Raw genomic sequence first — 22556 nt, 5'->3', positions numbered from 1 at the left:
CGGCGGCCTTTTGGCCGCCGTTTTCTCCGGCCGACCTCGCATGGGTTGCCCGGAGCCTTTATTGAAGGAGTGACACCATGCTGGTGATGCGCCCCGCGCAAATGGCCGACCTTGCCGATGTTCAGCGCCTGGCTGCGGACAGCCCCGTTGGTGTCACTTCGCTGCCGGACGACGCCGAGCGCCTTGGTGAGAAGATCGCCGCCTCGGAAGCTTCGTTCGCGGCGGAAGTCAGCTTCAACGGTGAGGAAAGCTATTTCTTCGTCCTGGAAGACACCGCGACCGGCCGCCTGGTCGGCTGCTCGGCCATCGTCGCCTCGGCCGGCTTCTCCGAGCCCTTCTACAGCTTCCGCAACGAGACCTTCGTGCACGCCTCGCGCGAGCTGAAGATCCACAACAAGATCCACGTCCTCTCGCTGTGCCACGACCTCACCGGCAACAGCCTGCTGACCAGCTTCTACGTGCAGCGCGAGCTGGTGGGCACCGCCAGCGCCGAGCTCAACTCCCGGGCGCGCCTGATGTTCATGGCCAGCCACCCGGAGCGCTTCGCCGATGCGGTGGTGGTGGAGATCGTCGGCTACAGCGACGACGAGGGCGAATCGCCGTTCTGGAACGCCGTGGGGCGCAACTTCTTCGACCTGAACTACATCGAGGCCGAGCGCCTTTCGGGCCTGAAGAGCCGCACCTTCCTCGCCGAGCTGATGCCCAACTACCCCATCTACGTGCCGCTGCTGCCGGACGAGGCCCAGGAATCCATGGGCCAGGTGCACCCGCGCGCGCAGATCACCTTCGACATCCTGATGCGTGAAGGCTTCGAGACCGACAACTACATCGACATCTTCGATGGCGGCCCGACCCTGCACGCCCGCACCTCCGGCATCCGTTCCATCGCCCAGAGCCGCGTCGTGCCCGTGCGCATCGGCGAGCAGCAGAAGGGTGGCCGCCAGTACCTGGTGAGCAACGGCCTGCTGCAGGACTTCCGCGCCGTGGTGGCGGACCTCGACTGGGTGCCCGGCAAGCCGGTGGAACTCAGCCTGGAGATCGCCGAAGCCCTCGGCGTGGGTGAAGGCGCCAGCGTGCGCCTGGTAGCGATTTAAACCGAAACGCCAAGCGGCGGCCGTTGCCGCCGGCTTGCAGCGTGCCGCTTGAAGCATGCAGCTCTAACGGAGTCACTATGATCGTTCGTCCCGTACGCAGCGCCGACCTGCCTGCCCTGATCGACCTGGCGCGCAGCACCGGTGCCGGCCTCACCACCCTCCCGGCCAACGAGGAGCGCCTGTCGCACCGAGTCGGCTGGGCGGAGAAGGCCTTCCACGGCGAAGCCGAACGGGGCGACGCGGACTACCTGTTCGTGCTCGAGGACGACGACGGCAAGGTGGTCGGCATCTCCGCCGTGGCCGGCGCCGTGGGCCTGCGCGAGCCCTGGTACAACTACCGGGTCGGGCTCACCGTCAGCGCCTCCCAGGAGCTGAACATCCACCGGCAGATCCCCACGCTGTTCCTGGCCAACGACCTGACCGGCAACTCCGAGCTTTGCTCGCTGTTCCTGCACGCCGGCTACCGCACCGGCCTCAATGGCCGGCTGCTGTCCAAGGCGCGCTTCCTGTTCATCGCCGAGTTCCCCGAGCTGTTCGGTGACAAGGTGATCGCCGAGATGCGCGGCATGTCCGACGAGAACGGCGTCTCGCCCTTCTGGGACAGCCTCGGCCGGCACTTCTTCAAGATGGAATTCTCCCGCGCGGACTACCTCACCGGCGTCGGCAACAAGGCCTTCATCGCCGAGCTGATGCCCAAGTTCCCGCTCTACACCTGCTTCCTCTCCGAGGCGGCCCGTGACGTGATCGGCCGCGTGCACGCCGACACCGAGCCGGCGCTGGCCATGCTCAAGGGTGAAGGCTTCAGCTTCCAGGGCTACGTCGACATCTTCGACGCCGGCCCCGCCATCGAGTGCCAGACCGCGAAGATCCGCGCCGTGCAGGACAGCCAGACGCTGGTGCTGGCCGTGGGTACGCCGGGCGACGATGCCACGCCGTACCTGATCCACAACCGCAAGCGCGAGGAGTGCCGCGTCACCGCCGCCCCGGCCCGTCTGGCCGCTGGCACGCTGGTGGTCGACGCGGATACCGCCAAGCGTCTGAAACTCTCGGCTGGCGCCTCGGTCCGCGCCGTGCCGCTGTCGGCCAAGGAGTCCGTCAAATGAGCACCCATTACATCGCAGGCGCCTGGCAGGCGGGGCAGGGCGAGGCCTTCGACTCGCTGAACCCGGTGACCCAGGAATCCGTCTGGAACGGCCAGGGCGCCAGCGCCGAACAGGTCGAGGCCGCCGTGGCCGCCGCCCGTGTCGCCTTCCCGGCCTGGGCCCGGCTGAGCCTGGAGGAGCGCATCGGTGTTCTGGAGCGCTTCGCCCTCACCCTCAAGGCCCACGCCGACGAACTCGCCCGCTGCATCGGCGAGGAGACCGGCAAGCCGCTGTGGGAGTCGGCCACCGAAGTGACCACCATGGTCAACAAGGTCGCCATCTCCATCCAGAGCTACCGCGAACGCACCGGCGAGAAGAGCGGCCCCCTGGCCGACGCCACCGCCGTGCTGCGCCACAAGCCCCATGGCGTGGTGGCGGTGTTCGGCCCCTACAACTTCCCCGGCCACCTGCCCAACGGCCACATCGTGCCGGCGCTGCTGGCCGGTAACGCGGTGATCTTCAAACCCAGCGAGCTGACCCCCAAGGTCGCCGAGCTGACGGTCAAGTGCTGGATCGAAGCGGGCCTGCCCGCCGGCGTGCTCAACCTGGTGCAGGGCGCCCGCGAGACCGGCATCGCCCTGGCCGCGAGCGCCGGCATCGATGGCCTGTTCTTCACCGGTTCCAGCCGCACCGGCAACCTGCTGCACCAGCAGTTCGCCGGCCGTCCGGACAAGATCCTGGCGCTGGAGATGGGCGGTAACAACCCGCTGGTGGTGGACGAGCTCGCCGACGTCGACGCCGCCGTGTACACCATCATCCAGTCCGCCTTCATCTCCGCTGGCCAGCGCTGCACCTGCGCCCGCCGCCTGCTGGTGCCGCAAGGCGCCTGGGGCGACGCGCTGCTGGCACGCCTGGTGGCGGTGGCGGCGAGCATCCAGGTCGGCGCCTTCGACGCCCAGCCGGCGCCCTTCATGGGCTCGGTGATCTCCCTGGACGCCGCGCGCCACCTGCTCAAGGCCCAGGAGCACCTGATCGCCCAGGGCGCCACGCCGCTGCTGGCCATGTCCCAGCCGCTGGAAACCGCTGCGCTGCTGACCCCCGGCATCCTCGACGTCACCGCCGTGGCCGAGCGCCCGGACGAGGAGTTCTTCGGCCCGCTGCTGCAGGTGATCCGCTACGCCGATTTCGATGCCGCCATCGCCGAAGCCAATGCCACCCAATACGGCCTGGCTGCCGGGCTGCTGTCGGATTCCCGCGAGCTGTACCAGCGCTTCTTCATCGAGAGCCGCGCCGGCATCGTCAACTGGAACAAACAACTGACCGGGGCCGCGAGCAGTGCGCCCTTCGGGGGCATCGGCGCATCGGGCAACCACCGCGCCAGCGCCTACTACGCCGCTGACTATTGCGCTTACCCGGTCGCTTCGCTGGAAAGTGAAACCCTTGCCCTGCCTGCAACCCTGACGCCTGGAGTCAGCCTATGAGCGCCCATGAAGTGAACTTCGACGGTCTGGTCGGCCCGACCCACAACTACGGCGGCCTGTCGTATGGCAACGTGGCGTCGCAGAGCAACAGCCAGGCCGCTTCCAGCCCCAAGGAAGCCGCCCTGCAGGGCCTGGCGAAGATGAAGGCGCTGATGGACATGGGCTTCAAGCAGGGCGTACTGGCCCCGCAGGAGCGCCCCGACGTCGCCGCGCTGCGCAGCCTCGGCTTCGCCGGCACCGACGCCCAGGTGATCGAGAAGGCCGCCAAGGAGGCCATGCCGCTGCTGGCCGCCTGCAGCTCGGCCTCGAGCATGTGGACCGCCAACGCCTGCACCGTCAGCCCCAGCGCCGACACTGCCGATGGCCGCGTGCACTTCACCGCCGCCAACCTCAATTGCAAGTTCCACCGCAGCATCGAGCACCCCACCACCAGCCGTGTGCTGGGTGCGATGTTCGCCAACGACCGCCACTTCGCCCACCACGCCGCGCTGCCGGCAGTGGCGCAGTTCGGTGACGAAGGCGCGGCCAACCACACCCGTTTCTGCAAGGGCTATGGCGAGGCGGGCGTGGAGTTCTTCGTGTTCGGCCGCAGCGCCTTCGACAGCCGCTTCCCGGCACCGGCGCGCTACCCGGCGCGGCAGACCCTGGAGGCCAGCCAGGCCGTCGCACGCCTGCACGGGCTGAGCGAGGCCGGCGTGGTCTACGCCCAGCAGAACCCGGCGGTGATCGACCAGGGCGTGTTCCACAACGACGTGATCGCGGTGGGCAACGGCGAAGTGCTGTTCCACCACGAAGACGCCTTCCTCGACACCGACAAGGTGCTGGCCGAGCTGCACGACAAGCTGGGCCGCGTCGGTGGCCGCTTCCAGGCCGTGTGCGTGCCCCGTGATGCGGTGACGGTGGAGGACGCAGTGCGTTCCTACCTGTTCAACAGCCAGCTGCTCAGCCGCGCCGACGGCAGCATGCTGCTGATCGTCCCGGAGGAGTGCCGCAACAACGCGCGGGTGTGGAACTACCTGCAGACCCTGACCGCCGAGGACGGCCCGATCCGCGAGGTGAAGGTCTTCGACCTCAAGCAGAGCATGCAGAACGGCGGCGGCCCCGCCTGCCTGCGCCTGCGCGTGGCGCTGAAGGACGACGAGCTGGCGGCGGTGAACCAGGGCGTGATCCTCACCCCCTCGCTCTACGACAGCCTGACCGGCTGGGTGGAGAAGCACTACCGCGATCGCCTGAGCGAAACCGACCTGGCTGATCCACAATTGCTCACTGAATGCCGCACGGCATTGGATGAGCTGACGCAGATCCTTAAACTGGGCGCCGTTTATCCGTTTCAACTAACTTGAGCCGGTAGCTGGAAGCATGAAGCTGGAAGTGGGTACTCCGTCTGCCGGTGAACCACTTCCGGCTTCCAGCTTTTAGCTTCCAGCTTCCCTCTAGGAGTTCAAAGATGTCCGACGCCCTGCAACTCATCCTCGAAGACACCGACGGTACCCAGCTCGAAACCTCCTGCACGCGCTTTGCGGTGATGTGGCAGGGCAAGGAGGTCTGGATCCAGACCGCCGGCAACGGCCAGCTGCTGATCGGCGTGGATGTCGAGGAAGGCGATACCGAGTACGCCAACCTGTTGCTGCGCCCGCTGGCGACCAACCTGGTCAGCCTGCAGCTGGAGATGGAGCCGGCCGACGCCGGTGATGACGACGAGGACGGCCACGTGCATGGCCCGGACTGCAACCACGATCATTGAGGACGCGCGGATGTTGGCCCTTGGCAAACTGCTTGAACTGACCCTGGCCGGCCGCGAGCCGACCGAGAAGATTCAACTGACCGCCGAGGGCACCCGCCTGCACTGGCTGGGCGAGGGGGCGCTTGAGGTCACCCCGCCCGTCAACGCCGACAACGGCATGGACCTGCTGCTCTCCGCCGGTATCCATGGCAACGAGACGGCACCGATCGAACTGCTGGACCGCCTGCTGCAAGGCGTGGCCCGCGGCGAGCTGAAGCCCCGCTCGCGCATTCTCTTCCTGCTCGGCAACCCCGAGGCCATGCGCCGCGGCGAGCGCTACCTGGAGCAGGACATCAACCGCCTGTTCAATGGCCGTCACGAGCAGACCAGCGGCTTCGAGGCGATGCGCGCCAACGAGTTGGAGCGCCTGGCCGCGGCCTTCTTCATCAAGCCGAGCCGTACCCGCCTGCACTACGACCTGCACACCGCCATCCGTGGCTCGAAGATCGAGCAGTTCGCCCTCTATCCGTACAAGGAGGGGCGCGAACATTCCCGCCGCGAACTGGCGCGCCTGGGCGCCGCCGGCATCGAGGCGGTGCTGCTGCAGAACAAGACCGGTATCACCTTCAGCTCCTACACCTACGCCAGCCTGGAGGCCGAAGCCTTCACCCTGGAGCTGGGCAAGGCGCGCCCGTTCGGCGAGAACGGCCAGGTCAACCTCGACCTGCTGGAAGCACGCTTGCGCCTGTTGGTGGAAGGCGCCGAGCCGGAAGGCGAGGGCGAGGACCTCGGCGCGCTGCAGCTGTTCGCCGTGTCCCGCGAGGTGATCAAGCACAGCGATGCCTTCCAGCTGCACCTGCCGGCGGACATCGAGAACTTCAGCGAGCTGCCGGTCGGCTACCTGCTGGCCGACGACATCGCCGGCACCCGCTGGGTGATCGAGGAGGAGGGTGCACGCATCATCTTCCCCAACCCGAAGGTGAAGAACGGCCTGCGCGCCGGCATCCTCATCGTCCCCGCCGAAGTCGACTGATCCAATGCGCGTCTCGTTCCCGGGCTGATGCCCAGGCTACGGCTTGCCGAAGGACGTTTCGCTCCCCCTTGCTCCTCTCGTCGCGCTCCTTTAGGGTCGTTCCCTTACCCAGCCAAGGAGCCCCGAGATGGCCGTCATAGACCTGCGCAGCGATACCGTCACCCAACCCACGCCCGGCATGCGCGACGCCATGCAGGCGGCGCCGCTGGGTGATGACGTCTATGGCGAAGACCCCACCGTCAACCGCCTGGAAGCCACGCTCGCGGAGCGCCTGGGCTTCGAGGCGGCGCTCTTCGTGCCCACCGGCACCATGAGCAACCTGCTGGGGCTGATGGCCCATTGCGAGCGCGGTGACGAGTACATCGTCGGCCAGCAGGCCCACACCTATAAATACGAAGGCGGCGGCGCGGCGGTGCTCGGCTCGATCCAGCCGCAGCCCATCGATGGCGAGGCCGATGGCTCGCTCGACCTGGCCAAGGTCGAGGCGGCGATCAAGCAGGACGATTTCCACTTCGCCCGCACCCGCCTGCTGGCGCTGGAAAACACCATGCAGGGCAAGGTGCTGCCCCTGGCGTACCTGGCGGCGGCGCGGGAGCTGACCCGGCGCCGTGGCCTGGCGCTGCACCTGGACGGCGCGCGCCTGTACAACGCGGCGGTGAAGCTGGGCGTGGACGCCCGCGAGATCACCCAGCATTTCGATTCGGTTTCCGTGTGCCTGTCCAAGGGCCTGGGCGCCCCGGTGGGTTCGGTGCTGTGCGGCAGCGCGGCACTGATCGCCAAGGCCCGGCGCCTGCGCAAGATGGTCGGCGGCGGCATGCGCCAGGCCGGCCTGCTGGCGGCTGCGGGCCTGTACGCCCTGGATCACCAGGTGCAGCGCCTGGCGGACGACCACGCCAACGCCACGCGCCTGGGCGCCGGGCTGGCCGAACTGGGCTACAGCGTGGAGCCGGTGCAGAGCAACATGGTCTATGTTGACCTGGGTTCGCAGGCGCCGGCCGCGAAAGCCTTCATGGCCGAGCGGGGCATCGTCCTGAGTGCCGCGCCGCGCTTGCGTATGGTGACCCACCTGGACGTCGATGCCGCCGGCATCGAGCGGGTGATCGAGGCGTTCGCCGAGTTCCGCCGCCGTTGATCACCTGATAGCCTCCGATAGCCGTTTTCTATCGCATAAAGGCACTATCCCGCAGGCACAGGGCCTATATAATGCGGCCCTTTGCCGGCGATTCGTGGCCGCAGTTTCCGTGGAAGAACCTATGAAAAGCGCTCAAATCCGTGAAGCCTTCCTGAGCTTCTTCGAAGAGAAGGGGCACACTCGCGTCGCCTCCAGCTCCCTGATCCCGGGCAACGACCCGACCCTGCTGTTCACCAACGCCGGCATGAACCAGTTCAAGGACTGCTTCCTGGGCCTGGAAAAGCGCGCCTACACCCGCGCCACCACCAGCCAGAAGTGCGTGCGTGCCGGTGGCAAGCACAACGACCTGGACAACGTCGGCTACACCGCGCGCCACCACACCTTCTTCGAGATGCTGGGCAACTTCAGCTTCGGCGACTATTTCAAGCGCGATGCCATTACCTATGCCTGGGAATTCCTCACCTCGGACAAATGGCTGAACCTGCCCAAGGACAAGCTCTGGGTTACCGTCTACGCCAGCGATGACGAGGCCTACGACATCTGGACCAAGGAAGTCGGCATCCCCGCCGAGCGCATGGTCCGCATCGGCGACAACAAGGGCGCGCCGTATGCCTCCGACAACTTCTGGGCGATGGGCGACACCGGCCCGTGCGGCCCTTGCACCGAGATCTTCTACGACCACGGCCCGGACATCTGGGGCGGCCCGCCCGGCTCCCCGGAAGAGGACGGCGACCGCTACATCGAGATCTGGAACAACGTCTTCATGCAGTTCAACCGCACGGCGGACGGCGTGATGCACCCGCTGCCGGCGCCGAGCGTTGACACCGGCATGGGCCTGGAACGCGTCAGCGCCGTGCTGCAGCACGTCAACTCGAACTACGAGATCGACCTGTTCCAGAGCCTGCTGAACGCCGCTGCCAAGGCCATCGGCTGCGCCAACGAAGGCCAGGCCTCGCTGAAGGTGGTCGCCGACCACATCCGCTCCTGCTCCTTCCTGATCGCCGACGGCGTGCTGCCGTCCAACGAAGGCCGTGGCTACGTGTTGCGCCGCATCATTCGCCGCGCCTGCCGTCACGGCAACAAGCTGGGTGCCAAGGGCAGCTTCTTCCACCAGATCGTCGCCGCGCTGGTTGGCGAGATGGGCGAAGCCTTCCCCGAGCTCAAGCAGCAGCAGGAACACATCGAGCGCGTACTGAAGACCGAGGAAGAGCAGTTCGCCAAGACCCTGGAGAACGGCCTGAAGATCCTCGAGCAGGACCTGGCCGGCCTCTCCGGCAGCGTCATCCCGGGCGACGTGGTGTTCAAGCTGTACGACACCTACGGCTTCCCTGCGGACCTCACCGCCGACATCGCCCGCGAGCGCGAGCTGACCATCGACGAGGAAGGCTTCGAGCGTGAAATGGAAGCCCAGCGCCAGCGCGCCCGTGCTTCCAGTGCCTTCGGCATGGACTACAACAGCCTGGTCAAGGTTGATGGTGATACCCGCTTCCTCGGCTACCAGGGATACTCCGGCGCCGGCCAGATCGTCGCGCTGTTCAAGGACGGCCAGGCGGTCGACAGCCTGCAGGAAGGCGAGGAGGGCGTCGTCGTCCTCGACCAGACCCCGTTCTACGCCGAATCCGGCGGCCAGATCGGTGACTGCGGCTACCTCGAAGGCGCCGGTGTGCGCTTCGACGTGCGAGACACCACCAAGGCCGGCGGTGCCTTCCTGCACCATGGCGTGGTCGCCAAGGGCAGCCTGAGCGCCGGTGCTTCGGTCAAGGCGGAAGTGGCAGGCGAAGTGCGCCAGGCCACCGCGCTCAACCATTCGGCCACCCACCTGCTGCACGCTGCGCTGCGCCAGGTACTGGGCGAGCACGTACAACAGAAGGGCTCCCTGGTGGACAGCCAGCGCCTGCGCTTCGACTTCAGCCACTTCGAGGCGATCAAGCCCGAGCAGCTGAAGGCGCTGGAAGACATTGTCAACGCCGAGATCCGCAAGAACAGCGCGGTCGATACCGAGGAAACCGATATCGAGACCGCCAAGGCCAAGGGCGCCATGGCGCTGTTCGGCGAGAAGTACGGTGACCAGGTGCGCGTGCTGAGCATGGGCGACGGCTTCTCCGTCGAGCTGTGCGGCGGTACCCACGTGTCCCGCACCGGCGACATCGGCCTGTTCAAGATCACCAGCGAAGGCGGCGTGGCCGCTGGCGTACGTCGTATCGAGGCGGTGACCGGCGCAGCGGCGCTGGCCTACCTGAACGGCGCGGAAGAACAGCTCAAGGAAGCGGCCGGCCTGGTCAAGGGCAGCCGTGACAACCTGCTGGACAAGCTCTCCGCCCTGGTGGAACGCAACCGCCAGCTGGAGAAGGAGCTGGAGCAGCTCAAGGCCAAGGCGGCCAGCGCCGCCGGCAACGACCTCGCGGCCTCGGCCGTGGACGTCAAGGGTGTGAAGGTCCTGGCCGCGCGCCTGGACCTGGACGGCGATGCGCTGCTGGCGCTGGTCGACCAACTGAAGAACAAGCTCGGCCGCGCAGTGATCCTGCTCGGCGGCGCGCTGGAGGGCAAGGTGACACTGGTCGCCGGCGTCACCCAGGACCTGACCGGCCAACTCAAAGCCGGCGATCTGATGAAGCAGGCCGCGGCTGCGGTCGGCGGCAAGGGTGGTGGACGTCCTGACATGGCCCGTGGCGGTGGCACCGATGCCGCGGCTCTGGAGCAGGCTCTGGCCCTGGCCGTACCGTTCGTCGAGCAGGGTCTGTAAGACCCCGCCGCCAACGGCCCGCCCCACGCCCGGCGGGCCTTGGCAGTGTTCTGCGTTGATTGTTTAATGGGCGCCCTTCACGGGATTAGGCGGCTTTTGAAATGGCTTTGATCGTACAGAAGTTTGGGGGGACCTCGGTCGGCACCGTCGAGCGCATCGAGCAGGTGGCCGAGAAGGTCAAGAAATTCCGCGAAGGCGGCGACGACATCGTGGTGGTGGTTTCCGCCATGAGCGGCGAAACCAACCGTCTCATCGACCTGGCCAAGCAGATCAGCGATAAGCCGGTGCCGCGTGAGCTGGACGTGATGGTCTCCACCGGTGAGCAGGTGACCATTGCCCTGCTCTCCATGGCGCTGATCAAGCGTGGCGTGCCGGCGGTTTCCTATACCGGCAACCAGGTGCGCATCCTCACCGACAGCGCCCACAACAAGGCGCGCATCCTGCAGATCGACGACCAGAAGATCCGCAGCGACCTCAAGGCGGGTCGCGTGGTCGTGGTCGCCGGCTTCCAGGGCGTGGACGAGCACGGCAACATCACCACCCTCGGCCGTGGCGGCTCCGACACCACCGGCGTGGCCCTGGCGGCGGCGCTGAAGGCCGACGAGTGCCAGATCTATACCGATGTAGATGGCGTCTACACCACCGACCCGCGCGTGGTGCCCCAGGCCCAGCGCCTGGACAAGATCACCTTCGAGGAGATGCTGGAAATGGCCAGCCTCGGCTCCAAGGTGCTGCAGATCCGCTCGGTGGAGTTCGCCGGCAAGTACAACGTCCCGCTGCGCGTGCTGCACAGCTTCCAGGAGGGTCCGGGCACCCTCATTACCCTTGATGAAGAGGAATCCATGGAACAGCCGATCATCTCCGGCATCGCCTTCAATCGCGACGAGGCCAAGCTGACCATCCGTGGCGTACCGGATACCCCCGGCGTTGCCTTCAAGATCCTCGGGCCGATCAGTGCCGCCAATATCGAAGTGGACATGATCGTGCAGAACGTCGCGCACGATAACACCACCGACTTCACCTTCACCGTGCACCGCAACGACTACCAGAACGCGCTGCAGGTGCTGGAACAGACCGCTCGCGAGATCGGTGCCCGTGAAGTCAGTGGCGACACCAAGATCGCCAAGGTCTCCATCGTCGGCGTCGGCATGCGCTCCCACGCGGGCGTGGCCAGCCGTATGTTCGAGGCCCTGGCCAAGGAGAGCATCAACATCCAGATGATCTCCACGTCCGAGATCAAGGTGTCCGTGGTCATCGAGGAGAAGTACCTCGAGCTGGCCGTGCGTGCCCTTCACACCGCTTTCGAGCTGGACGCCCCCGCCCGACAGGGTGAGTGAGGCTTATAGCGAAAGGCGCGGCTAACCCCGCGCCTTTTGTCGTTTTTGGCCGGTACTGTTGGAACTTTCCTTTTGCCAGTGCTGGTCAATACTTGGGTGGAGACCCCTTGATATCCTGAGGGGGCGATGCCATTTCTTTTTTGCAGACTGTTTTGTCCCTGAACTTAAATCCGTGAGGAGAAAGGAATGCTGATTCTGACTCGCCGGGTCGGAGAGACCCTGATGGTGGGTGACGACGTCACTGTCACCGTGTTAGGCGTGAAAGGTAATCAGGTGCGCATTGGCGTTAACGCGCCGAAGGAGGTTGCCGTGCACCGTGAAGAGATTTACCAACGCATACAGAAAGAGAAAGACCAAGAACCAAGCCACTAATTTTTCTGCATTTTTTGCTTTGCAAACGGGGAAAACATGGATATCATGCGCCCCGTGTTGCGGAGAGGTGGCCGAGTGGCCGAAGGCGCTCCCCTGCTAAGGGAGTACACCTCAAAAGGGTGTCGGGGGTTCGAATCCCCCTTCTCCGCCATTATTCAGTGTTATAGAGACGTCAGCGGTTAGTTCGATAAGTTGTTGAAAAATATCGAAAAAGCAGTTGACGAAGATTGAAGGATCTCTATAATGCGCGCCCTACACGCACTCATAGCTCAGCTGGATAGAGTACCCGGCTACGAACCGGGCGGTCGGAGGTTCGAATCCTCCTGAGTGCGCCATATCAGATACGACGATCGAGGTCGGCGTATCTTGGGGACAACCAGTGGTGACCTGGTCTAAAACCACCGAAACGCACTCATAGCTCAGCTGGATAGAGTACCCGGCTACGAACCGGGCGGTCGGAGGTTCGAATCCTCCTGAGTGCGCCATACAAGAGAAGGGCCTGCAGAAATGCAGGCCCTTTTTCTTTGTGTCTGAAAAAGTGATACGGCAGTGGCAAGCGCCGCAAGCCACAAGCGGTAAGCCACAAGCCACAAGCTGCAAGCCGCAAGCCGCAAGCTGCAAGCCAAATGCCTTCCCTTCTCGCTGTCTCCAGGGTTCTCCGTGGCGCGTTGCTTTGTGGGGTGGTGGAGGGTAGGGGCTGTAATGAAAAGGCCCGGCAATGGGCCGGGCTTCGCGTTTGGAGAGGTGGGTTCAGAGCAGGACGGAGTACCAGAACACCCGGCCAATGATCTGGATGTGCTCGGCGGCCTCGTCGGGCTCGTAGCGCTCGTCGGGGTGCTCGTCGCTGTTGAAGCTGCGCACGCGCAGGCCGCCCCCTGGGAGGCGGTAGAGCAGCTTCACGCGCAGTTGGCCGTCGTGGTCGAAGGCGTACATGTCGCCGTCCTTGATGGTGCGCGCGCTGGTGTCCACGCCCACCGTGCTGCCGTCGGGCAGCACCGGCTCCATGCTGTTGCCGTTCACCGTCACGCAGGCTGCGCTGGCGGCATCGATGTTCTTCTTGCGCAGCGAATACTTGCCGAAGCGCAGCTTGCGCCCGGTGGTCTGCAGCACCACCGTGCTGCCCTTGCCGCCGGACAGCTCCACTTCCTTATAGAAGGGCAGCTCGATCTCGTCGGCATCCAGCGGCGTTTCATCGTCCCAGGACTCCACGCCACCGAACCAGTCGGCATTGCCTGGCTGGCGGCTCATGCGGCCCTCCAGCATCTCGCCATGGCCTTCCGCGAGCCAGCGCGGGCTGACCCCGCAGATGGTAGCGATCTGGGTGGCGAAGCTGGTCGCGCGGGATTTGCCGCGTTCCAGGTCGGATATAGAGGTCTGTGTCATGCCTGCGGCGCTGGCGAGCTGAACCTGACTCAGGTTGGCGTGCTTGCGGGCGGCCTTGATGCGGTCTTTGAGTTCCATGGGCGCAGAATAAGGGCGGACCTATGTCAATGCAAGTGCAAAAATATAGGTACTACTATATAATCCGTACCAGAAATTCTGCCGTCCCATGGCGCCTTCCCCGGTCCGTTGATGACCTGGGGAGCGGCGAAATGGGGCGGCTTTCATCGTTCAGCCGGCCAGGGGGTCGGCCCATGGGAAGGGGAAATACATGTTCCAGACTACAGAACAGGCGCTGGCAGTTGCTTACTGGATGGCTGAGCACAAGGCCGGCCCGCGCTCGTCGACGGCGATGGCCATCGATGTGCTGCGCGAGCGTTTCGACACCAGCTTCGTCAGCAAGCTGCCCAGCGGTTTGAGCCCGCACGAGTGGCAGGCGCAGTCGGTAATGACCATCCGTTTCGCCCAGCGCCTGCTGGCCGATCACCCGCTGGAGCTGGCGGTGGTGCAGGCCGAGTACGCGCATGGGCGCGATTTCGTGGTGGCGATCGCGGCCCTGCGTGACTGGCTGCGCCCGCAGGCCGACTCGGCCGAGCAGCGTGCGGCGCTCGCACTATTAATGCGTATGTTCCGTCGCCCGCCGCACAGCATCCGCGAAGTCGAGCGGCTCACCGGGCTGTCCAAAAGCACGCTTCATCGCTGGGACCAGGACTGGCGCACCAAGGTGGCGGGCAAGCTACGTGACGCAGTGGCGCGCCTCGAAGTACCCATGTCCAGCGCGGGGATCGTTATTGCACATTGATGAGGAAAAATTTCTTTTAAAAAACGGCTTTTCCCATATTGACGATATGGGACGATAAAGGTAAGATAGCTCCAAGATCGAAATCAAACCAACCGAAGCCCGCGCACTGCGGGCTTTGGCGTTTCTGGGTCTGGCGAAATCCGCCGGGCCTTCTTGCAAGGAGTCTTCCATGACCGAGCCCAGCATTGCGGTCGCCATGGCAGGCGGAGTAGCTGGCGCCGGGGTCGCGATGATCGTGCCCGGTGTCGATGGAAATGCACTGATCGGCGGCTTCGGCGGCGCGATCTTCTTCGTGGTGTTCGCCCGTGACTATGGCGCCCTCACTCGTGTGGGCTACCTGTTGGTGTCCTGGGTCGGCGGTTACTACACCGCCGTCGAGGCGGTCAGTCGCGGTATTTCGCAAACCAGCGGGGCAGTGGCGTTCGTCGCTGCGACGCTCTGCGTGACAGCAGGCGTTGGTCTTCTGGAATGGATGCGCGGCGGTCAGCTGCCTTCCTGGTTGCGGACGATCCTGCGGCGTGGAACGGGAGGCAAGGATGGATGATCCATTGGCCACCGGCACCCTCGTGGTTTGCGCAGCGATCTGCTTCCGACTGCTGATCTACCGGCGGCGTGGCTCACGCTTTCGCCCCGGCGTTTCACTTTGCGCCTACCTCCTGGCGCTGTGCACGGGATGCCAGGCACTGACCATCGCCCTCGGGCGTTACCAGGGCGAGCACCTTTCGCCCTGGATGCTCGGCGTCCTGCTGATCCTGTTGTTCCTGGTGCTTCGGGCCCGCGGCAATCTCGCACGGATCCTGCACCTGGGCTGATCGCCCACTTCGTTTTCAACTTATCCACCGCGACCCGAGAGGCGGCGGCGCGCACTCCTGCGCGCCGCTTGCCTGGTCGCACCTATTTACCAGGAGGACTCAATGGCCATCACCGCCACTCGGCTGGATGTCGTCGCCCTGCGCGAGGCATTGCGCGGCCTGCTCGAACTGCCGGTCGGCGCGTTGATCGCGGCGGACCAGGCAGCGGCACCGCCGTCCGGCCTCTACGCCAGCCTGCGTGAAACGCAGTCGGCGGAACAGGGCAAGTCCCGCCGCGAATTCAACGGCAACAACGAACGGGAAACCGTCGTCACCAGCTGCGAGACCACCTTCGGCCTCGTCGGCTACGGCGCCGGCGCCCTGAACCTGATCCATGACGCGCGCTCGGTGCTGCAGTCCAGCCTCGCCCAGGACCGCTTGCGGCGCCTCGGTGTTGCCCTGCTGCGCACGGCGCTGATCGAAAACCTGTCCAGCGTCGAGGCGGGCGTAGCCCGTGAACAGGCACGCATCGACCTCGTCCTCGGCCACGACCACCGCGTGACCCTGGAACAGAAACACATCGCTTCCTCGGTGGTGACCGCCCACACCGATACGGGCCTCACCGCCACCCTCACAGTGAATACATCGGAGACCTGATATGTCCCTTCCGCTTTCGCAGATCGTAAACGTACAACTCAACGTGCAGCCGGTATCCACCCCGCGCCGCGACTTCGGCCAACTGGCCCTGTTCACCCCCGAGGCCGGTAACGTCTTCATCGACGCCTCGACCCTGTACATCAGTTGCGCCAGCCAGGCCGAAGTCGAGGCCGCCTTCGGCAGCTCCTCGCAGACCGCCATCGCCGCCAGCGCCTTTTTCGCCCAGAGCCCGCGACCCAAGCAACTGCTGGTGGCACGCTGGCTGAAATCGACCCGCAACGTGCCGGCGGTCAAGGCCGCCATCAACGGCACCCCGCTGCTGGCCACCCTGGAGCAACTGAAGGCAGTGAGCGCCGGCCAGCTGTCCATCACCGTCGATGGCGTGCGCCAGGACGTGAGCGGCCTGAACTTCAGCGCCGCCGCCGATTTCGCCGCCATCGCCGCGCTGATCGACGCCAAGCTGACCGCCCAGGCCGTCAGCTGCCGTTATGACGCCGTCGCCAACCGCTTCATCCTCGACGCCGATGTCGCTGGCGCCGCCAAGGCCATCGGCTTCGCCCAGGACCTGGGCGCCGCCGGCACCTACCTGGGTGGCCTGCTGCGCCTGGAGAACGGCATGGCGCAGAAGGTCGCCGGTGCCGATGCCCTGGTGCTTTCCGCGCAGACCCTGCCGCAGGCCTTCGCCGCGCTGCTGGACGTCAACGCCGGCTGGTACGCCGCCACCGTCGCCGCGTCCCTGACCGACGACGAGATCGAACAGGCTTCCGCCTGGGTGCTGGCCGCCGACAAGAAGGTTTTCGGTGTCACCACCCAGAACCCGAGCCACCTGGAGAACGTCGCCAGCAACCCCTTCAAGCGCCTGGTGGATCGCCAGAGCCATCGCACCGTCGCGGTCTTCGACAAGAACGACCCCTATGCGGTGAACAGCTGGCTGGCCCGTGCGCTGTCGGTGAACTTCGCCGCCAACAACTCCACCCTGACCATGAAGTTCAAGCAGCTGCCAGGCATCAGCGCGGACAACCTGACCCTCACCGAGGCCGACAAGTGCCGCAAGCTGGGCCTGAACTTCTACACCTACTTCGACGAGTCGGCGATGGTCGCCGAAGGCACCGTCATCGGCGGTCGCTTCTTCGATGAAGTGCACATCCTCGACTGGTACGTCGATGCCGTGCAGAAGGAAGTCTTCGCCACCCTGTACCGCTCCCCGGGCAAGGTGCCGCTGACCGACGCGGGCGTCGCCCGTCTGCTCGCCTCGGTACGCAAGGTCTGCCGCGAAGGCGTGAACAACGGCGCCTTCGCCCCCGGCGTATGGAACGGCGACCCCTTCGGCAACCTCGTCAGCGGCGAGCGCCTCGACGAAGGCTTCTACGTCTGGGCCGATAGCGTCGACAACCTGTCCACCTCCGACCGTGAGCAGCGCAAGGCGCCGCCGATCCAGGTGGCCCTGAAGATGGCCGGCGCCGTGCACTCGGTGGACGTGCTGGTCAACTTCGATCGCTGATCCCATCGCCAACCTATTTTTCGGCCCCTTCGATGGGGCCTTTTCTTTTCCGGAGATTTTCCATGGCTATCTATGACCAGAACCAACTGTCCGTCCTGATCAACGGCTACGAGATCCGCGACTGGGCCAGCGGCGCCGACGCCCTCAAACTGGCCTTCAACAACGCCGCCGGCACCCTGAAGATGGGCAGCAACGGCAGCGGCGTCTTCGTCGCCAACAACGACCGTTCCGCAACCCTGACCCTGAAGCTCAAGCAGCACTCGGCGGACAACAAGTACCTCAATGGCCTGCGCGCCCTGCAGGACGGCAACCTCAAGGCCTTCGTGCCGCTGACCCTGGAGGTGCGTGACCTGCTCAACGAAGACCTGATCAGCGCCACCAAGGGCTACTTCACCACGCGTCCTGAAGTGACCCGTGGCAGCGAAGCCAACGACATCCAGTGGGTCATCGTCTTCGAACGCGCCAACGTCAGCCTGGAACAAGGGGTCGCCTGAACATGAACGCCGAACATCGCATCAACCTGGATGGCATCTCCTACGTCATGCGCCCGGCCAATGCCATGCCGGCCTGGAACGCCCTGAAGAAGGCCGCGCGCCTGCTGCAGGGCGTAAAGATCGAGCGCGGCGAGGGCAGTGAGTCCCTGGCCATCGGCGCCATCCTCGCCAACCTGGGCGATCCGGTGGTGGCGGAGATCGAGACGCTGGTGCTCCAGCACGTCAATGCGCAGCCGGAGGACGGTGCGGCTTTCCGCCTGGCCGACCGTGCCGACGCGCACTTCAACCAGCATCGCGGCCACCTGCTGCCGTTGCTGATCGAGGGGGTGAAATACCAGTTCGGTGATTTTTTCGCCGCCGCCATGCCCGCCCTGTCGGCGATTCTGCCGGGGCAGGCCAAGGCGGAGTAACCGACTGGTTCCTCTTCACCCCTGTCATGCGCCAGCTCTGCACCCTGCATGAGCTGCGCGCGCTCTACACCCTGGCTGACCTGTGCGACTTCCACGACGCGATAGCGGAGTGGGATGACGCACAGCGTCAGGCCCATGAGAGGCAGGCCAATGGCAGCAATTGAAATCGACAAACTCGGTATTGGCGTCGGCTTTTCGCTCGGCCTGGCGCGGATCACCAATAGCGTGAAGCAGGAGTTGAGCATCACCGACAACTCCCTCACGCAGAACATCACCAACCTCTACAGCTATGTAGACACCCTCAACGAGGTGCAGGAAACCGCCGCCAAGGCGAGCGACTCGCTGCTTTCCGTCGCCTCCGGAATCGGCGGCTTCGTCAGCACGATCGCCGGCTATATCGGCTCTGCCCTGGAGAGCCTGGATGGGCTCAAGAGTGGGCAGGACTCCCTCGGCGTGGTCAGCGAAAGCGATGTCGCCGAAGCCCAGCGCTACGAGAAGGCCATGGACGGCCTCGACAAGATGCTGGAGGCGGTGAAGGTACGTGTCGCCCTCGGCATCGCGCCGCAGCTGAGTTATCTGGCCGAGGGCTTCCTGAGCCTGCTTGATGCCAACAAGGAGCTGATCGCGGCGGGCCTCACCCGAACCATGGAGATCGTGGGGGAGGGCCTGGACGCCCTGGTCAACTTTGGCCGCGCGGTGGACGCCGTCGTGCAGTCCACCGTCGGCTGGGAGGCGACCCTGATGATGCTCGGCGCCGCCCTGGCCTGGGTCGGCCAGGCCACCATCCTGGCCTTCGCCGCCAACCCGGTGACCTGGATAGTCGCCGCCCTGATCGGCCTCATCGCGCTCGTCGACGACTTCATGACCTACCTGGACGGTGGTCAGTCGGCGCTCGGTGAGTTCTGGGCGCCGTTCAAGACCGGCCTGGAAGGCATCAATGAAACGCTGGCCGCCTTCAAGGAGGTGTTCGCAGCGTTCTGGGCGGAAAACGGCGAGACCGTGACGGCCTTCGGCAATGATCTGTTCACCATCATCGGCGCCAGCGTCATGCAGCTGGTCGCCATCTTCCAGATGTTCTTCGCCGCGATAAACGGCGACTTCGAAGGCGTCAAGGCAGCCTTCAGCAGCTGGTTCGAAGCGCTCAAGGCGCAGTTCGAAATCATCGGGGGCTTTATATCCAAAGCCGCTTCCTACATCGGTTTGGGAGGCGAAGAGGAGGGCGAGGCTGGAGCAACACCTCAGCCTGGTCCTGGGCGCGCGATGAAGGGGCCTGGCACGGGTGGCCTGTCCGCACTGATGGCCAACGGGCCTGGCCTCGTGGACGGAGCCAGCCAGTTGTCCGCTGGTGTGCAGGGCGCTCAGAGCCAGGCTGCGGCGGGTGTCGGCGTCCTGGCGATGCCGGCTCAGCCGGTCAGTAACAGCTACAGCCAGACGGTGACCGTAAACGTGGCGGGGGACAACCCGCGCGAGATCGGCCGCGAAGTGGCCGAGCAGGTCGCACGCAACCAGCAACGCCTGACCACTCACAACAACAGCAGCGAAATTAGGCAGTGAGGTGAATCAATGGTCATGCTGATCAACCGCCGTATCGGAACCTTGAGGCTCGATGCGGTGATAAGCGAAACACACAAATCCGACCTCAAGATCACCGAGAACCCAGTGGAAAGCGGTGCCAACATCGCCGACCACGCCTACGTGCAACCGCGCTCCCTGATTATCAAGGGCACCGTGGTGGAGCACTACGACCCTCTAGCCAACCTGCCCATCGACAGCATGCCGGGAGTGCGCAGCGGGCGAGGGTTCCTCGACAACATCCTGCCTGGCCTGCTCTCACCCCGCACTTCGCAGGGAGAGAGCCGTGCCAAGCGCGAACTGAAGAGCTGGCTGGAGCCCCTGGCAGATGGCACCAAGGCCCGTCCCCTGGCGCCCTGGATGCTGGAGTCCCAGCCGCTGTCGCGTTTCGACAGCTCGCCCAGCCAGTCACGCCTGCAGCAGATCTATCAGTGTCTGCTGGATACCCAGAAGGCCGGCGAATTGCTGCAGGTACAGACCGGCTTCTACCTGTACAAGAACATGCTGCTCAGCACCATTGCAGCCACACAGACACTCGACGGCTCCATCGATCTGGACCTGACCCTGCGTGAGATCCTGGTGGTGGAAACCCGCGTCATCAATGGCGTGGTGACCCCGGCCGCCGGTACCGAACGCTCCGGTCGCAGCGATACCCAGGCAGCGGCGAAGAAGCCCCAGGGCAAGACCACGCCCAAGGCGGACAAGCGCAATGAAAGCCTGATGCATGCCGTATTTGGGGTTATCAGATGAAACGAATCCCCATCAGCAGCGAACCGCTGCAGGAGCAGAGCTTCGATTTCGCCGGGCAACGCCTGCGCCTGACTCTGCGCTACAACAGCATCGGCGATCACTGGGCCTTCGACCTGCTGGACGAGTCCGACAACACCTGGCTGGCCCAGGGCCTGACCCTGGTAGTGGGCGTGCCGATGCTGTGGCGCAGCACTTTGCCGTTCTTCCTCTGGCTCGACGACCTCAGTGGCGTCGGGCTCGACCCCATGGGCGGGAAGGACATGGGCAGCCGTTGCCTGCTCTACATCGGCGAGAAGTCGGAGGTGCAGCCATGAGGCAGTTCGGCCGGCAATACCGCCTGGTGCTGGGCAGCGAGGAAAACGGCCTGGTGATCGACAGCCTGCGGGTCACGTTCGAGTTCACCAAGAGCATCGACAACACCCCCAACAAGGCCGAGATCCGCATCTGGAACCTCAACCGCGAGCACCGCGAATGGCTCTACGGCAGCGATTTCCGCAAGGTCTGGCTGTGGGCTGGCTACAGCGAGCTGCGCCTGCTCTACGCCGGTGACATCACTGCCGTGGCGCTGGAGCGCAAGGAGCTGGACAACGTCATTGTGCTCACCTGCAACACCGGTGACACGGATATGCGCGAGGCGCGGGTGAGTACCACCCTGGCCGCCGGCAGTACCGCGAACGACCACGTGAAGGTCGCGGTGGCCAGCATGACCGGCACCACGCCTGGGCAGGTCGTCCTGCCCAAGCAGCGCCCGCTGCCTCGGGGCAAGGTGCTGTCCGGCCTGAGCCGCGACGTGCTGAGCGAAGTGGCGGCGGAGCAGGGCGCCGACTGGTCGATCCAGGATGGCGACCTGCTGCTGCTTCCCGCCGGCTACGTGCTCGACGACCAGGCGGTGTTCCTGTCCCAGGAGACCGGGTTGATCGGCGCCCCCAAGGAGATCAAGGGCGGCGGGCTGGAACTGACCTGCCTGATCGACCCGGCCCCCGGGTTGGCGGCACGGTGCGGCTGAAATCCATCGAGCCGCGCTACGACGGCGACTACAAGATCGTCACCATCAACAGCAAGGGCGATGTGATGGAAAAGGACTGGTACTGCGTGCTGTCGGTGATCGGCGGCGAGTTCCAGAAGAAGGACGCCGCCAAGACCGACAAGGGAGGCAAGGGCAATGGGTAACTACGACTGGCAGACCCCGTCGATGGACAAGGCCAACCGCTCCACCATCGACGCCCGCCTCAAGCGCCTGCACACCGCGCTGCCCGGCCGCATCGTCGCCTTCGACGCCGCGCGCCAGGTGGCCAGCGTGCAGCCGATGATCGAGCAGCAGCTCATGGATGGCTCGCGCCAGGCCCTGCCGCTGCTGCCGGACGTGCCGGTGCAGTTTCCCCGGGGCGGCGGCTTCGTGCTGACCTTCCCGGTCAAGCCGGGCGATGAGTGCCTGCTGGTGTTCAACGAACGCTGCATCGACGGTTGGTGGCAGTCGGGCGGCTCCTCGGAGCCGCTGGACTATCGCCAGCACGACCTGTCCGACGCCGTGGCGATCATGGGCATCAGCTCGCTGCCCCAGGTCGTCCCGGCCTTCGCCACCGACGCGGTGGAACTGCGCCGGCTGGACGGCTCGGCCTACGTGCGCCTGGACGAAGGCGGCACCCTAACGCTCGACGGCGCCAAGGTGCTGATCAAGTGCCCGGTGGTGTTCGAGGCCGGCATGACCGGCAAGGGCGACGTGGTCTCCAACGGCATCAGCCTGGAGCGCCACCTGCACGGCCAGGTCATGGCCGGCCCCGGCGTCACCGGCGTGCCGCAATGAGGACATGACAATGAGAGTGAGACGAATAGACAAGGACGGCGACTGGACCTTTGGCCAGGGCCGCAACAACTACGCCGACGGCAGTGAGTGCGTGGCGCAGCGCGTGTGTACGCGCTTGCGCTCCTTCAGCGGCGACTGGTTCCTCGACCTGGAACACGGCCTGCCCTGGCTGCCCCGCATGGAGCGGCCAGCGGACCTGGCGCAGATCGAGGTCGACATCAAGCGCTGCATCCTGACCACCGAGGGCGTGAGCGAGATCCTGGACTTCCAGATCAGCGAAAGCCCCGACGACAGGCGCCTGAGCATCGGCGTGACCCTGCGTGACAGCCTGGGTACCAGCCTGAGCACCAGCGTGCAGCGCTGAACGGCCGCAACCGCCGTCATACCGAAGCCCCACC

Annotated in this window: 25 protein-coding genes and 3 tRNA genes; 27 read left to right on the top strand and 1 reads right to left on the bottom strand. The window is 65.3% G+C overall.

Annotated elements, in window-relative coordinates; genetic code table 11:
- Positions 1 to 77: 77 nt before the first annotated feature.
- The 13 genes from aruF to PSm6_RS01770 all read left to right on the top strand — a co-directional run bounded on the left by aruF (position 78) and on the right by PSm6_RS01770 (position 12482).
- Positions 78 to 1094: an arginine/ornithine succinyltransferase subunit alpha gene (gene aruF, locus PSm6_RS01830; protein ID WP_021218469.1), complete on the top strand. Its 1017-nt coding sequence runs from the start codon at positions 78 to 80 to the stop codon at positions 1092 to 1094.
- Positions 1095 to 1171: 77 nt separating this feature from the next.
- Positions 1172 to 2197 (top strand): arginine N-succinyltransferase, encoded by a 1026-nt coding sequence (astA, locus tag PSm6_RS01825; protein WP_265169381.1) that lies wholly within the window; start codon positions 1172 to 1174, stop codon positions 2195 to 2197.
- Positions 2194 to 3657, top strand: a complete 1464-nt coding sequence (gene astD, locus PSm6_RS01820) for a succinylglutamate-semialdehyde dehydrogenase (protein ID WP_265169380.1) — start codon at positions 2194 to 2196, stop codon at positions 3655 to 3657. The genes astA and astD overlap by 4 nt, the downstream gene beginning before the upstream one ends.
- On the top strand, positions 3654 to 5000 hold the full coding sequence (gene astB, locus PSm6_RS01815; protein ID WP_265169379.1) for an N-succinylarginine dihydrolase: 1347 nt from the start codon (positions 3654 to 3656) through the stop codon (positions 4998 to 5000). The genes astD and astB overlap by 4 nt, the downstream gene beginning before the upstream one ends.
- Positions 5001 to 5104: 104 nt before the next feature.
- A complete protein-coding gene (locus PSm6_RS01810; RefSeq protein WP_021218473.1) occupies positions 5105 to 5401 on the top strand; it encodes a hypothetical protein in 297 nt (98 codons plus the stop codon).
- 10 nt (positions 5402 to 5411) lie between these two features.
- A complete protein-coding gene (astE, locus tag PSm6_RS01805) occupies positions 5412 to 6413 on the top strand; it encodes a succinylglutamate desuccinylase (protein ID WP_021218474.1) in 1002 nt (333 codons plus the stop codon).
- A gap of 127 nt (positions 6414 to 6540) precedes the next feature.
- On the top strand, positions 6541 to 7545 hold the full coding sequence (gene ltaE / locus PSm6_RS01800; RefSeq protein WP_265169378.1) for a low-specificity L-threonine aldolase: 1005 nt from the start codon (positions 6541 to 6543) through the stop codon (positions 7543 to 7545).
- A 121-nt stretch (positions 7546 to 7666) separates the two neighbouring features.
- Positions 7667 to 10288, top strand: a complete 2622-nt coding sequence (alaS, locus tag PSm6_RS01795; protein WP_265169377.1) for an alanine--tRNA ligase — start codon at positions 7667 to 7669, stop codon at positions 10286 to 10288.
- A 101-nt stretch (positions 10289 to 10389) separates the two neighbouring features.
- Positions 10390 to 11625: an aspartate kinase gene (locus PSm6_RS01790; protein ID WP_021218477.1), complete on the top strand. Its 1236-nt coding sequence runs from the start codon at positions 10390 to 10392 to the stop codon at positions 11623 to 11625.
- 186 nt (positions 11626 to 11811) lie between these two features.
- Entirely contained in the window at positions 11812 to 11997 is a 186-nt protein-coding gene (csrA, locus tag PSm6_RS01785; RefSeq protein ID WP_003283978.1) for a carbon storage regulator CsrA, read from the top strand.
- 61 nt (positions 11998 to 12058) lie between these two features.
- Positions 12059 to 12148: transfer RNA gene (locus PSm6_RS01780), tRNA-Ser, on the top strand.
- 107 nt (positions 12149 to 12255) lie between these two features.
- Positions 12256 to 12332: transfer RNA gene (locus PSm6_RS01775), tRNA-Arg, on the top strand.
- 73 nt (positions 12333 to 12405) lie between these two features.
- Positions 12406 to 12482, top strand: a tRNA-Arg gene (locus PSm6_RS01770).
- 265 nt (positions 12483 to 12747) lie between these two features.
- On the opposite strand, the gene PSm6_RS01765 is transcribed toward PSm6_RS01770, so the two are convergent.
- Positions 12748 to 13458 carry an XRE family transcriptional regulator gene (locus PSm6_RS01765; RefSeq protein WP_265169365.1) on the bottom strand — a complete coding sequence of 237 codons (711 nt, stop codon included), beginning with the start codon at positions 13456 to 13458 and terminating at the stop codon, positions 12748 to 12750.
- A 190-nt stretch (positions 13459 to 13648) separates the two neighbouring features.
- Here PSm6_RS01765 and PSm6_RS01760 point away from each other — a divergent pair, with 190 nt between their 5' ends.
- The 14 genes from PSm6_RS01760 to PSm6_RS01695 all read left to right on the top strand — a co-directional run bounded on the left by PSm6_RS01760 (position 13649) and on the right by PSm6_RS01695 (position 22522).
- On the top strand, positions 13649 to 14179 hold the full coding sequence (locus PSm6_RS01760; protein ID WP_031287379.1) for a hypothetical protein: 531 nt from the start codon (positions 13649 to 13651) through the stop codon (positions 14177 to 14179).
- Positions 14180 to 14348: 169 nt separating this feature from the next.
- Positions 14349 to 14723, top strand: a complete 375-nt coding sequence (locus PSm6_RS01755) for a putative holin (RefSeq protein ID WP_021218480.1) — start codon at positions 14349 to 14351, stop codon at positions 14721 to 14723.
- Positions 14716 to 14991, top strand: coding sequence for a phage holin family protein (locus PSm6_RS01750; protein ID WP_031287380.1), 276 nt, complete (start codon positions 14716 to 14718; stop codon positions 14989 to 14991). Before PSm6_RS01755 ends, PSm6_RS01750 begins: the two co-directional genes overlap by 8 nt.
- Positions 14992 to 15093: 102 nt before the next feature.
- Positions 15094 to 15627 carry a phage neck terminator protein gene (locus PSm6_RS01745; protein WP_265169361.1) on the top strand — a complete coding sequence of 178 codons (534 nt, stop codon included), beginning with the start codon at positions 15094 to 15096 and terminating at the stop codon, positions 15625 to 15627.
- Between the two features lies 1 nt (position 15628).
- Positions 15629 to 17128 carry a DUF3383 domain-containing protein gene (locus PSm6_RS01740; RefSeq protein ID WP_265169359.1) on the top strand — a complete coding sequence of 500 codons (1500 nt, stop codon included), beginning with the start codon at positions 15629 to 15631 and terminating at the stop codon, positions 17126 to 17128.
- A 62-nt stretch (positions 17129 to 17190) separates the two neighbouring features.
- Entirely contained in the window at positions 17191 to 17622 is a 432-nt protein-coding gene (locus PSm6_RS01735) for a phage structural protein (RefSeq protein ID WP_021218484.1), read from the top strand.
- A gap of 2 nt (positions 17623 to 17624) precedes the next feature.
- The gene (locus PSm6_RS01730) at positions 17625 to 18032 is read left to right on the top strand and encodes a phage tail assembly chaperone (protein ID WP_021218485.1); all 408 of its coding nucleotides are present in this window, start codon (positions 17625 to 17627) and stop codon (positions 18030 to 18032) included.
- A 114-nt stretch (positions 18033 to 18146) separates the two neighbouring features.
- Complete coding sequence (locus PSm6_RS01725; RefSeq protein ID WP_265169358.1) at positions 18147 to 19586, top strand: phage tail family protein; 1440 nt, start codon at positions 18147 to 18149, stop codon at positions 19584 to 19586.
- A 9-nt stretch (positions 19587 to 19595) separates the two neighbouring features.
- Positions 19596 to 20354, top strand: a complete 759-nt coding sequence (locus tag PSm6_RS01720; protein WP_265169357.1) for a phage baseplate protein — start codon at positions 19596 to 19598, stop codon at positions 20352 to 20354.
- Positions 20351 to 20668, top strand: a complete 318-nt coding sequence (locus PSm6_RS01715; RefSeq protein ID WP_021218489.1) for a phage baseplate plug family protein — start codon at positions 20351 to 20353, stop codon at positions 20666 to 20668. Before PSm6_RS01720 ends, PSm6_RS01715 begins: the two co-directional genes overlap by 4 nt.
- Entirely contained in the window at positions 20665 to 21360 is a 696-nt protein-coding gene (locus PSm6_RS01710) for a phage protein (protein ID WP_265169355.1), read from the top strand. The genes PSm6_RS01715 and PSm6_RS01710 overlap by 4 nt, the downstream gene beginning before the upstream one ends.
- Positions 21351 to 21524, top strand: a complete 174-nt coding sequence (locus PSm6_RS01705; RefSeq protein ID WP_265169354.1) for a hypothetical protein — start codon at positions 21351 to 21353, stop codon at positions 21522 to 21524. Before PSm6_RS01710 ends, PSm6_RS01705 begins: the two co-directional genes overlap by 10 nt.
- Complete coding sequence (locus PSm6_RS01700; RefSeq protein WP_021218491.1) at positions 21517 to 22158, top strand: Gp138 family membrane-puncturing spike protein; 642 nt, start codon at positions 21517 to 21519, stop codon at positions 22156 to 22158. Before PSm6_RS01705 ends, PSm6_RS01700 begins: the two co-directional genes overlap by 8 nt.
- A gap of 10 nt (positions 22159 to 22168) precedes the next feature.
- Complete coding sequence (locus PSm6_RS01695; protein WP_031287383.1) at positions 22169 to 22522, top strand: contractile injection system sheath initiator; 354 nt, start codon at positions 22169 to 22171, stop codon at positions 22520 to 22522.
- Positions 22523 to 22556: the final 34 nt, after the last annotated feature.

Origin of the sequence: Pseudomonas solani, from assembly GCF_026072635.1 — a bacterium.
GTDB classification, from domain to species: Bacteria; Pseudomonadota; Gammaproteobacteria; order Pseudomonadales; family Pseudomonadaceae; genus Metapseudomonas; species Metapseudomonas solani.
Note: the sequence above shows the minus strand (reverse complement) of the source record. Positions and strands in the feature narration are given on the sequence as shown.